Consider the following 12016-nt stretch of genomic DNA (forward strand, 5'->3'; position numbering starts at 1 on the left):
GCCAGCTCCCACACAGGCCCGCTCCCATATGGGCGCGGTTTCCACAGTGGAAGCTATATAGGGCTTAGTGCTGCAGGATTTTCTCAAGGAAGTGCTGCGCGCGTTCGGAGCGGGCGCTGATGTCGCCGAAGAACTCCTCTTTCGGGCAGTCTTCGATGATCTTGCCGGCGTCCATGAAGATCACGCGGTCGGCCACTTTGCGGGCGAAGCCCATTTCGTGGGTCACGCACATCATGGTCATGCCTTCCTGGGCCAGTTGCACCATCACGTCGAGCACTTCGTTGACCATTTCCGGGTCGAGCGCCGAGGTCGGTTCGTCGAACAGCATGACGATCGGGTCCATGGCCAGGGCGCGGGCAATCGCCACCCGTTGTTGCTGGCCGCCGGACAGCTGGCCCGGGTGCTTGTGGGCATGCGCCGACAGGCCCACGCGCTCAAGCAGTTGCAGGCCTTTCTTGGTGGCTTCTTCCTTGCTGCGGCCGAGCACCTTGATCTGCGCGATGGTCAGGTTTTCGGTGATAGTCAGGTGCGGAAACAGTTCGAAGTGCTGGAACACCATGCCCACGCGCGAGCGCAGTTTCGGCAGGTTGGTCTTCGGGTCGGCGATGGACGTGCCATCCACCACCACGTCGCCTTTCTGGAACGGTTCCAGCGCGTTGACGCACTTGATCAAGGTGGATTTACCCGAGCCAGACGGCCCGCACACCACGATCACTTCGCCTTTTTTAACCTCGGTGCTGCAATCGGTCAGCACCTGGAAGTCGCCATACCACTTGTTGATATTCTTGATAGAGATCATACGGCAAACCTTTTTTGCATACGCTTGACCAGCAGCGAGGCGGAAAAGCTGATGATGAAGTAGACGACACCGGCGAAGATCAGGAACTCATTGGAGCGGCCAATGATGTCGCCGTTGGAGCGGGCGGAGTTGAGGAAGTCCACGAGGCCCACGGTGTAAACCAGCGAGGTGTCCTGGAACAGGATGATCGACTGTTGCAGCAGCAACGGGGTCATCTTGCGGAACGCCTGGGGCAGGATGATCAGACGCATGGTCTGGCCATAGGTCATGCCCATCGCTTGTGCGGCGGCCATCTGGCCCTTGGGGATCGACTGCACGCCGGCCCGCACGATCTCACAGAAGTACGCGGCTTCGAACATCATGAAGGCCACGACGCAGGATGCGAACGCACCGATCGGAGTGTCTTCGCCGGTGATCCAGCGCAGCACAAACGGCACTGCCAGGTAGAACCAGGTGATCACCAACAGCAGCGGGATCGAACGGAAGTAGTTCACATAAGCGCCGGCCAGGCGCGACATGAGTTTGCTGGACGACAGGCGCATCAGCGCGAGGATCGTACCCAGCGCGATGCCGCCGACCACGCCCATGACCATCAACTGCAAGGTCATGACCATGCCGTTCCACAGGCCGGGAATGGCGGGGATGATACCGCTGAAATCGAGTTCCATTATTTACCCCCCACAGAGATCAGGCCGGGCACGGCAACTTTCTTCTCGACCACGCGCATCAGCAACATCAGGCTCATGTTCAGGGTGAAATAGATCAGTGTGGCCAGGGTGAAGGCTTCAAACAGGTTGGCCGAGAACTCGGCGGTCTGTTTGGTTTGCGCCAGCAACTCCATCAAGCCGATCAAGGACGCCACGGAGGAGTTCTTGAACACGTTGAGGAATTCCGAGGTAAGCGGCGGAATAATGATGCGGTAGGCCTGGGGCAGCAGCACATTCCAGTAGATCTGCGGCAGCTTGAAACCCATGGCGCGTGCCGCCGATTCCTGGCCACGTGGCAGCGCCTGGATACCGGTACGCACTTGTTCGCACACACGGGCGGCGGTGAACAGGCCCAGGCACACGACAACGCTCAGGTAGGCCGAAGTGGTGGGGTTGAGGTCTTGTTTGTACCAGTCCTGCAGGTTTTGCGGCAGCAGATCGGGTATCAGGAAGTACCAGATAAACAGCTGAACCAGCAGCGGCACGTTACGAAACAGTTCCACATAGCAGGTCGCGATGCCCGATACGATGCGGTTTGGCACGGTGCGCATGACGCCCAGAATGGACCCCAGCAACAAGGCGATAATCCATGCCACGACAGCGATGGCAATGGTCCAGCCCAAACCGGCGATGTACCAGTCGAGATAAGTCTCGCTGCCCACGCCAGTGGACTTGAAGAACACGCCCCAGTCCCAGTTGTAATTCATTAGGGTCTCCCCTCAAGATCGATCAATGTACAAGCACCTGCCTGGGGAGATCCTTTCCCGCCTGGCGTTGAACGCCGGGCACACGCGATCGGCTCGAAAACCGCCAGGTCGAGTGTTCCAAAATTAAAGCCAGCAGGTAGTAACAGACGCCTGAGGGAGGGTTGGCTCCCTCAGGACATAAGCTTAGTCAGGTATCAGATTTTTACATCAGGCGCTGGTTTGTCGCTTGGGTTAGCGATCAGCTCCTTAACCTTTTCGCTCATCGGGAAGTTCAGGTTCAGGCCTTTTGGTGGAATCGGGCTCTCAAACCATTTGCTGTAGATCTTGTTGATCTCGCCGGACTTGTACAGGGCGACGATGGCGTCATCCACGGCTTTCTTGAAGTCTGGGTCGCCTTTGCGAACCATGCATGCGTAGGCTTCGAAGGACTGTGGAGTACCGGTGATGACCCAGTCGTCCGGCTTCTTGGCCTTGGCTTCTTCACCGGCCAGCAGGGCGTCGTCCATCATGAAGGCGACGGCGCGGCCGCTTTCCAGCATCTGGAAGGATTCGCCGTGGTCTTTGGCGGAGATGACGTTCATGCCCATCTGCTTGTCGGCGTTCATCGCTTTGATGATGCGCTCGGACGTGGTGCCGGCGGTGGTCACGACGTTTTTGCCTTTCAGGTCGGCGAAGTCAGCGTAGGACGGCTTGCCATCCTTGTCTTTCTTGACCAGCAGACGGGTGCCGATTTCGAAGATGTTGACGGTGAAATCAACTTGCTGGGCGCGTTCGGCGTTGTTGGTGGTGGAGCCGCACTCGAGGTCCGCGGTGCCGTTCTGGATCAGCGGGATACGGGTTTGCGAGGTGACCAGGTTGTACTTGGTCTTCAGGTCGGGTTTGTTCAGGTCTTTTTTCAGGGCTTCAATGACAGCCAACTGAACGTCGTGGGAGTAGCCCACGGGTTTGCCCGAGGCATCCGCGATGTAGGAAAACGGAATGGAGCTGTCGCGGTGAGCGAGAGTGATGGTGCCGGAGTCGTTGATTTTCTTCAGTGTGCCGGTGAGTTCGGCGGCGAAAACTGGAGTGCTGATCAGAGCAGCAGCGATAGCTGCGCCCAAGATATGGGGAACGATGCGCATCAATACTTCCTCGACATTTGTTTTTTTTATGAAGCCGGCTAAACGGCTCTCTTTTGTACAGCGAATGCCCGTGACGGCTCCTGAAGCGTCGCAAGCAATCGTCAGGGAGTGTAGAGCATGAGTCGTGCCATACCTGAAATAAAAGGTTATCTATTTGATTTATAAAGAGATTAACTTTTTGTTGTGGAGGAGTTGTGACTAGAGGATCCGGCAAACCGAATAGGGCGGGGTATGCCGTTCGGAAAACCGAATAGCGGGAGCGCTATAAAAAAAGCCCCTGAACCTTACGGTGCAGGGGCTTTTTGTGAGGCTTGACTGTCAGGCCGCTTCAATCTTTGCGCGGTTCTGCTCAACCTTGGACAGGTAACGCTGCACGTTGTCCTGTTCCTCTGGGGTGGTGAACAGGCCAAGTTTGGTACGGCGCCACAGCACGTCCTGCGGTTGCGTCGCCCACTCTTCGGCACACAGGTAATCGACTTCGCGGGTGTACAGGCCGCCACCGAGGTGGTCGCCCAAATCAGCCAGCGATTGCACGCCTTCCAGCAGGCGCCAGGTGCGGCTGCCGTAGGTGGTGGACCAGCGGCGGGCGATCTCGCTTGGCACCCAGTCGAACTTGGCGCGGATGGCTTCGGCCAATGCTTCTGGCGTGGTCATGTTTTCACCGCCAGGCAGGCTGGCTTTTGCCGTCCAGCTTGGGCGCATCTGCGTGAAGTACGGTGCCAGTTGGGCCATCGCCGACTCGGCGAGTTTGCGGTAGGTGGTCAGCTTGCCGCCGAACACCGACAGGATTGGCGCCTCGCCCGTGCCACCCGACAGCGACAGGGTGTAATCGCGAGTGATGGCCGACGGGTTGTCCGATTCGTCGTTGCACAGTGGGCGCACGCCGGAATAGGTGTGGACGATGTCGTCACGGCTCAGTTGCTTCTTGAAGTGGGCATTGACCACTTGGAGCATGTAGTCGGTTTCACCCTGGGTAATCGCCACTTTGGCCGGGTCGCCGGTGTACTCGCGGTCGGTGGTGCCGATGATGGTCAGGTGGTTCAGGTACGGAATGGTGAAGACGATGCGCTGGTCTTCGTTCTGCAGGATGTGCGCGTGGGCGCCTTCGTACAGTTTCGGCACGATCAGGTGGCTGCCCTGGATCAGGCGGATGCCGTAAGGCGAATCCAGCTTCAGGTCTTCCTTGATGAACTTGGCGACCCATGGGCCGGCCGCGTTCACCAGTGCCCGGGCGCGGATCGAGAACAGACTGCCATCGGCGCGTTCCATGTTCATTTCCCACATGCCGTTGCTGCGGTGCGCGCTCACGCAACGGGTCTGGGTGTGGATATGCGCGCCTTTTTCGCGGGCGGCCATGGCGTTGAGTACCACCAGGCGGGCGTCGTCGACCCAGCAGTCGGAGTATTCGAAGCCTTTGGTGATTTCGCTTTTCAGCGGGCTGTCGGGGCCGAACTTGAGGCTTTTGGAGCCGGCGAGTTTTTCGCGCTTGCCCAAGTGGTCATACAGGAACAGGCCGGCGCGGATCATCCACGCCGGGCGCAGGTGCGGGCGGTGTGGCAACACGAAGCGCATCTGCTTGACGATGTGCGGGGCCTTGGCCAGCAGCACTTCACGTTCGGCCAGGGCTTCGCGCACCAGGCGGAATTCGTAATGTTCGAGGTAACGCAGGCCGCCGTGGATCAGCTTGCTGCTGGCGGAAGAGGTGTGGCTGGCCAGATCGTCCTTTTCGCAAAGGAATACCGACAAACCGCGCCCGGCTGCGTCTGCTGCAATGCCGACGCCATTGATCCCGCCACCGATTACGGCAACGTCATAGACTTCGGCAAGCGGTGGGGCAGGCAAGGTGGAAGGGTTCATCGGCAGGCCTCGCGAATTTTTCGTCTTGGAATTCGAACATTAATGTTCATTTGCGAAAATGGTAGCTGATAAACGCGCGCACAGCCACCCGACTTCGATTGAAAAAACTCATCGAAGGGCGGGAAAAGGAAAATTTGTGAACATGAGCCTGGGGAAGGCGCTAGAAATGTGGTGTCGGGTCCATCGCCATCGCGGGCAAGCCCGGCTCCCACAGTTGAAACCATTCCAATGTGGGAACTCGGTAAAATGTGGGAGCGGGCTTGCCCGCGATGGCGGCGGAGCAGGCGCTAAACTACTTCCAGCCTGACCTTATGCTCATTCAACAACTGCACCAGCGCCGGCACCGGCTGCTGATCCGTCACTAAACAGTCCACCAGACTGATCGGCCCCAAGCGAATCATGGCATTGCGCCCGAATTTGCTTGAGTCCGCCGCCAGGATCACTTTGCGCGCATTGGCAATAATCGCCTGGGAAACCCGCACTTCCTGATAATCAAAGTCGAGCAAACTGCCGTCTTCATCGATACCGCTGATGCCCACCAGCGCAAAGTCGACCTTGAACTGGTTGATAAAGTCGACACTCGCCTGGCCGACCACACCGCCATCACGGCGCACGTTACCGCCGGTCAACAGCACATCGAAGTCGTCCTTGGCACTGAGCATGGTGGCGACGTTGAGGTTGTTGGTGATGATTTTCAGGTGATTGTGGTTCAGCAGCGCGCGCGCGATGGACTCAGTGGTGGTGCCGATATTGATAAACAGCGAGGCGTGATCAGGGATTTGCGCGGCAATGGCTTCGCCGATGCGTTGTTTCTCATCGCGCATCTGGTCGGCACGCATGGCGTACGCGGTGTTCTCGACACTGGAGTCATAGGCCGCGCCGCCGTGGTAGCGGCGCAGCAGATTGGCGTCCGCCAGCTGATTGATATCGCGGCGGATGGTTTGCGGGGTGACAACGAATAGCTGCGCCATCTCCTCGATACTGACGTAGCCGCGTTCGCGGACCAGTTCGAGGATTTGTTGCTGGCGGGGAGGCAGATTCATGGGGCGTCCTTTGGGCTGCCGTACAAAAGTGGCCCATGATGACGCAGCAAGCGGCTCCCCGCCAGTTACAACCCTATGTGGGTCCGGCGCTTGGCTTATTCAGCGCCTTCGTGCGGTTCCCAATCGCGGGTGCGGCTCACCGCTTTCTGCCAGCCGGCATAGAGTTTCTCTTTGGTGGCTTCATCCAGCGTAGGTTCGAATTCGCGCTCGATCACCGCCTTGCCGCGCAATTCGTCCAGGCTGCCCCAGAAACCACAGGCCAGGCCTGCCAGGTAAGCCGCGCCGAGTGCGGTGGTCTCGCGCATTTGCGGGCGCTCGACCTGGGTGCCGAGGATGTCGGCCTGGAACTGCATCAGGAAGTTGTTGGCGACCGCGCCGCCGTCCACGCGCAGGGCTTTGAGGCGTTCGCCCGAGTCCTGTTGCATGGCGTCCAATACGTCGCGAGTCTGGAAGGCAATCGACTCCAGGGCTGCACGAATAATGTGATCCACTCGTACGCCACGGGTCAGGCCGAACAGCGCGCCACGGGCATACGGGTCCCAATACGGAGCGCCCAGGCCGGTGAAGGCGGGCACCAGGTACACACCGTTGCTGTCCTTGACCTTGCCGGCGAAGTATTCAGTGTCGGTGGCGTCGGCGATGATCTTCAGCTCGTCACGCAGCCACTGCACAGTGGAGCCACCGTTGAACACGGCGCCTTCCAGGGCGTAGGCCACTTCGCCGCGTGGGCCGCAAGCGATGGTCGTCAGCATGCCGTGTTTGGATTTGACCGCTTTGTCGCCGGTGTTCATCAGCAGGAAGCAGCCGGTGCCGTAAGTGTTCTTGGCCTGACCGGCTTCTACGCACATTTGGCCGAACAGCGCCGCTTGCTGGTCACCGGCGATGCCGCCGATAGCGATGCCGCTTTTGGTGCGGCCGTAGATTTCCGAGGAGGACTTCACTTCTGGCAGCATTTCGCGCGGTACGTCGAGAATCTCCAGCATCTTCGCATCCCACTCCAGCGTGTGGATGTTGAAGAGCATGGTGCGCGAGGCATTGGTGTAGTCGGTGACGTGGGTTTTGCCGCCGGTAAATTTCCAGATCAGCCAGCTGTCGATGGTGCCGAACAGCAGCTCGCCATTGCGTGCACGCTCGCGGCTGCCTTCGACGTTGTCGAGGATCCACTTGAGCTTGGTGCCAGAGAAGTACGGGTCGGTGACCAGGCCGGTGGTGTCGTTGATGTATTGCTCGTGGCCGTCGCGCTTGAGCTGCTGGCAGATCTCGGTGCTGCGGCGGCACTGCCAGACGATCGCGTTGTAGATCGGGCGGCCGGTGATTTTGTCCCAAACCACGGTGGTTTCACGCTGGTTGGTGATACCGATGGCGGCGACCTGGTCATGGTGCAGGCCGGCTTGTGCCAGAGCCTCGACCATCACCGCGCTCTGGGTGGCGAAAATTTCCATCGGGTCATGTTCGACCCAGCCGGCTTGCGGGTAATGCTGGGTGAATTCGCGCTGCGCGGTGCAGACCACGTTGGCGTCACGGTCAAAAATGATCGCCCGCGAACTGGTGGTGCCCTGATCAAGGGCAATGATGTAGTTCTTATTCTGAATGTCGGTCATGTCGATTGCCTTAGACGAAAAATAAGGAAGTAAGGAATCAGCCTGGGCCGCAAAGGGGCAGTGCGGACCAGGCCGGCGCTATCAGGAAATACGCGTCTTGCCGTTGACAGCCGTGTCAGGTGTTTCATCTATAGCAGGTGCGGCGCTCGGAAGATGACGGGCAATCAGCCCGCGATAGGCCGCGGCACCAAGGCACGCACCGACAATCGGCGCGAAAATCGGAATCAGGAAGTAAGGAATATCGCGACCGCCGGTAAAGGCCATTTCACCCCAGCCAGCGAAAAAGGTCATCAGCTTGGGTCCAAAATCCCGTGCCGGGTTCATCGCAAAGCCGGTCAGCGGGCCCATGGCGCTGCCGATCACGGCGATCAACAGGCCAATCAGCAGCGGGGCCAACGGGCCGCGTGGCAGGCCATTGTTATCGTCGGTGAGGGCCATGATCACGCCCATCAAGATGGCGGTGATGACCATTTCCACCAAGAACGCCTGGGCTGTGCTCAGCAGGGCATGGGGGTAGGTGGAGAACACCGACGCTAACTCCAGGCTGGCCTGGGAGCCGCGCACCATATGGTGGGTTTGTTCGTAATCGAAAAAGAGGTTGCTGTACAGCGTGTACACCAGCGCGGCGGAGCAGAAGGCGCCGGCGACTTGGGCGAGGATATAGAACGGCAGTTTGCGCTTGTCGAAATCGGCAAAGATGCACAGGGCGATACTCACCGCCGGGTTGAGGTGAGCCCCGGAAATACCGGCGCTCAGGTAGATCGCCATGCTCACGCCGATCCCCCAGATGATACTGATTTCCCACAGCCCAAAGCTGGCACCCGCGACCTTGAGCGCAGCGACACATCCTGTACCGAAGAAGATCAGAAGCGCAGTCCCCAGGAATTCGGCCATGCATTGGCTCGAGAGTGAAGGCTGTTGAAGAGCAGTTGTCATGGAAAACCTCGATTGTTGTTCTTGTTTGGCGCGCAGCCTCAACGGGCTGTTGCGCGATTTTCACCGTGGCGTGGATCCCCATCCAAGACACGGCTTACTGCTGGAGTACCGCAGGTGCTATTCCTACAGTATTCGGAAACGAAAAAATATAGACAAGAATGACGGCTGTCAAAGGTCGAAAGTGAACCGGCGGTCATTTTCAAACTATTAGTCTCATGAATGATCACGCTTGCCTCAACCTGCACGCATTGCGCGAGGCGCGCACTAGAGCGTTTTGCTTGGGCTTGGCCTAGAATTGGTCCTCTGTTTGCCACGCCCGGAGTAGCCATGACCCCCGCACTGGACCTGTTGAAAAAAGTTCGCGCCGAACATCATATCCACAGTTACGAACATGACCCCAAGGCGGCGTCCTATGGCTTGGAGGCCGCGGAAAAGTTGGGGCTCGACCCGGCGCAGGTGTTCAAGACCTTGCTGGTCAGCAGTGAGAAGGGCGAATTGTTGGTGGCAGTGGTGCCGGTCGTCGGAAGTCTGGATTTAAAAGCGCTGGCCCATGCGGCCGGGGTGAAAAAAGTCGAGATGGCTGATCCCGCAGCGGCGCAGCGCTCCACTGGTTACCTGTTGGGCGGTATCAGCCCGCTGGGGCAGAAGAAGCGTTTGCGCACGTTTATCGACGAGACGGCGCAACCGTTCGCGACCATTTTTGTGAGTGCCGGGAGGAGGGGGTTGGAAGTTGAACTGCCGGCGGCGGTGCTGGCTGAGCATACGCAGGCTAAATTTGCGCCGATTGGTCGGGTGTGAAACTCGCATTTTGAATGCGACGAGATCTAATGTGGGAGCTGGCTTGCCTGCGATGGCATCACCTGGTTATGCCTGATACACCGAGGTGCCTGCATCGCAGGCAAGCCAGCTCCCACAGAAAAACAGAGCGCCACGGTGCTGGCAGCTAAACTCGGTCAATATTGTGGGAGCGGGCTTGCTCGCGAAGGCGGTGGGGCAGTTACACATGAGCTGGCTGACCCGCATTCGCGAGCAAGCCCGCTCCCACATTTTGATCTGGTTTCGTCAGTGACTCAGCTAGCGGGGCTGTAACGGCGTACGCCGGAGTCGGATTTAGAAACCTGCGCCGCAACGCTGCCCGAGGCCTGAAACAACACCAAGTGTTCAGCCGCCACACGAATCCCCACATCGGCACCGACCTGATGATCAGCATGGCTGGGGAAAATCGACTCCAGCTGTGCACCGGTCGGCAGTTGCAGGCGGTACAAGGTCGAGGCACCGAGGAAGGTCTTGCCGACGATCCGCGCTTTCAGTGCGCTGTCCGGCGCATACACGATGTCATCCGGGCGCAGCAGCACATCCACCGCGCCACCGGTGGGCCAGGTGTAGGCACGATTGCCGCGCAGGTCGCCCAGTTCGGTGCTGACCGACTCCGGCGAACTCAGTTGGCCACGGATGAAATAACCCTGGCCGATAAAGCTGGCGACGTACGGCGTTTGCGGTTCGTGATAGAGGTTGTAGGGCGTGTCCCATTGCTCAAGACGGCCTTCTTTGAACACCCCTACGTGGTCACTCACAGCGAAGGCTTCTTCCTGGTCGTGGGTGACCAGAATCGCACTGGTGCCGCGCGCCTTGAGAATGTCGCGCACCTCGTGGCTGAGTTTGCGGCGCAGTTCACCGTCGAGGTTGGAGAACGGCTCATCCAGCAACAACAGTTGCGGTTCCGGCGCCAGGGCGCGGGCGAGGGCGACGCGTTGTTGCTGACCACCGGAAAGCTCGTGGGGGAAACGCTTGCCCAGGTTCTTCAGGTTGACCAGCTCCAGCAATTCGGCGACCACGCGGTCTTTTTGCGGGTGCTTGCGAATGCCGAAAGCGATGTTGTCGGCCACGCTCAGGTGTGGGAACAGCGCGTAGTCCTGGAATACCATGCCGATCCGGCGTTTCTCCGGCGCGAGCGTGAACCCAGCGCTGGAGATCACTTCCCCGGCCAGGCTGATTTCACCTTCGTGCACCGGTTCAAACCCGGCAATCGCGCGCAAAGTGGTGGTTTTACCGCAACCTGAGGAGCCGAGCAGGCAGCCGATGTCGCCAGCGTTGAGGTGCAGGTTGAGGTTCTGCACCACGCGTTGATCTTGATAGCCGCATGCCAGATTGCGCAGGTTCAGCAGTAATGGCTGGCTCATGCGTGGTGGTAAGACGGCGGGACGAGGAATTCGAGCAGTGCCTTTTGCGCGTGCAGGCGGTTTTCGGCTTGGTCCCAGGCCACCGAGCGCTCATCGTCGAGCAGGTCTAGGCTGATTTCCTCGCCACGGTGGGCAGGCAGGCAGTGCATGAACAGCACGTCCGGCGCGGCCAGGTCGAGCAGGGTGCGGGTCACTTGGAATGGCGCGAACAAGGCCAGGCGCTTGGCGGTTTCTTCTTCCTGGCCCATGGAGGTCCAGACGTCGGTGCTCACCAGGTGCGCGCCGACCACCGCGTCACGCGGGTCGCGCACCACGGTGACTCGGTCGCCGGCCTGTTCCAGGAAGCGCGCATCAGGCTCGTAGCCTTTCGGGCACGCAACGCGCAGGTGGAAGTCGAACTGGATCGCCGCTTCTATATAGCTGTTGCACATGTTGTTGCCGTCGCCGATCCAGGCCACGGTCTTGCCTTGGATCGAGCCACGGTGCTCAAGAAAGGTTTGCATGTCGGCCAGCAACTGGCAGGGGTGCAGGTCATCGGACAGGCCGTTGATCACCGGAACCCGGGAGTTCTCGGAAAATTCGGTCACGGTGCTGTGGGCAAAGGTACGGATCATGACCGCATCGAGCATGCGCGACATTACGCGGGCGCTGTCTGCGATCGGCTCGCCACGGCCCAGTTGGGTGTCGCGCGAGGACAGGAAGATGGCTTGGCCACCCAGCTGGATCATGCCGGCTTCGAACGACACGCGGGTGCGCGTCGACGACTTCTCGAAAATCATCCCGAGTACACGGTTTTTCAAAGGCTCAAACAGTACGCCGCGGTTACGCAGGTCTTTAAGCTCAATGCCTCGACGAATCACGCTGACCAGCTCTTCGGGCGTGCAATCCATCAGGGAGAGAAAGTGCCTTGCGCTCATCATTAACTACCTTTTTGCAACAGACCGCAGATACTCAAAGCCTTGTTTATTGTGACAACGGGCGAGACCTGCGGCGAAAGCCGCACGGGGCGACGAAATAGGGGAAGGCGCGATCTTATAATTAAATGTCGCGTCTTACCAATAGGGC

At 59.2% G+C, this 12016-nt stretch carries 11 protein-coding genes; 1 reads left to right on the forward strand and 10 read right to left on the reverse strand.

Features of this window, described 5'->3' with window-relative positions:
* Positions 1 to 64: 64 nt before the first annotated feature.
* From KZH41_RS07315 to KZH41_RS07350, 8 genes are all read right to left on the reverse strand, one after another.
* A complete protein-coding gene (locus KZH41_RS07315; RefSeq protein ID WP_003208734.1) occupies positions 65 to 799 on the reverse strand; it encodes an amino acid ABC transporter ATP-binding protein in 735 nt (244 codons plus the stop codon).
* Positions 796 to 1467, reverse strand: a complete 672-nt coding sequence (locus tag KZH41_RS07320; protein ID WP_263274603.1) for an amino acid ABC transporter permease — start codon at positions 1465 to 1467, stop codon at positions 796 to 798. The genes KZH41_RS07315 and KZH41_RS07320 overlap by 4 nt, the downstream gene beginning before the upstream one ends.
* On the reverse strand, positions 1467 to 2213 hold the full coding sequence (locus KZH41_RS07325) for an amino acid ABC transporter permease (protein ID WP_003208731.1): 747 nt from the start codon (positions 2211 to 2213) through the stop codon (positions 1467 to 1469). Before KZH41_RS07325 ends, KZH41_RS07320 begins: the two co-directional genes overlap by 1 nt.
* A 194-nt stretch (positions 2214 to 2407) precedes the next feature.
* Positions 2408 to 3334: a glutamate/aspartate ABC transporter substrate-binding protein gene (locus KZH41_RS07330; RefSeq protein WP_094953451.1), complete on the reverse strand. Its 927-nt coding sequence runs from the start codon at positions 3332 to 3334 to the stop codon at positions 2408 to 2410.
* A gap of 318 nt (positions 3335 to 3652) precedes the next feature.
* Positions 3653 to 5191: a glycerol-3-phosphate dehydrogenase gene (glpD, locus tag KZH41_RS07335; protein ID WP_094953450.1), complete on the reverse strand. Its 1539-nt coding sequence runs from the start codon at positions 5189 to 5191 to the stop codon at positions 3653 to 3655.
* Between the two features lie 287 nt (positions 5192 to 5478).
* Entirely contained in the window at positions 5479 to 6234 is a 756-nt protein-coding gene (locus tag KZH41_RS07340; RefSeq protein ID WP_049709759.1) for a DeoR/GlpR family transcriptional regulator, read from the reverse strand.
* 95 nt (positions 6235 to 6329) lie between these two features.
* Complete coding sequence (gene glpK / locus KZH41_RS07345) at positions 6330 to 7835, reverse strand: glycerol kinase GlpK (RefSeq protein WP_094953449.1); 1506 nt, start codon at positions 7833 to 7835, stop codon at positions 6330 to 6332.
* An 81-nt stretch (positions 7836 to 7916) separates the two neighbouring features.
* The gene (locus tag KZH41_RS07350; RefSeq protein WP_094953448.1) at positions 7917 to 8771 is read right to left on the reverse strand and encodes an MIP/aquaporin family protein; all 855 of its coding nucleotides are present in this window, start codon (positions 8769 to 8771) and stop codon (positions 7917 to 7919) included.
* Between the two features lie 327 nt (positions 8772 to 9098).
* Between KZH41_RS07350 and ybaK the strand changes: the two genes are divergently transcribed.
* The gene (gene ybaK / locus KZH41_RS07355) at positions 9099 to 9569 is read left to right on the forward strand and encodes a Cys-tRNA(Pro) deacylase (protein WP_263274604.1); all 471 of its coding nucleotides are present in this window, start codon (positions 9099 to 9101) and stop codon (positions 9567 to 9569) included.
* Positions 9570 to 9841: 272 nt separating this feature from the next.
* Here ybaK and KZH41_RS07360 read toward each other — a convergent pair whose 3' ends face one another.
* Both KZH41_RS07360 and argF read right to left on the reverse strand, forming a co-directional pair.
* On the reverse strand, positions 9842 to 10951 hold the full coding sequence (locus KZH41_RS07360) for an ABC transporter ATP-binding protein (protein WP_094952844.1): 1110 nt from the start codon (positions 10949 to 10951) through the stop codon (positions 9842 to 9844).
* Entirely contained in the window at positions 10948 to 11868 is a 921-nt protein-coding gene (gene argF, locus KZH41_RS07365) for an ornithine carbamoyltransferase (protein WP_263274605.1), read from the reverse strand. The genes KZH41_RS07360 and argF overlap by 4 nt, the downstream gene beginning before the upstream one ends.
* Positions 11869 to 12016 lie beyond the last annotated feature (148 nt).

The sequence above is a fragment of the Pseudomonas sp. YeP6b genome (assembly GCF_025642995.1).
Taxonomy (GTDB): domain Bacteria; phylum Pseudomonadota; class Gammaproteobacteria; order Pseudomonadales; family Pseudomonadaceae; genus Aquipseudomonas.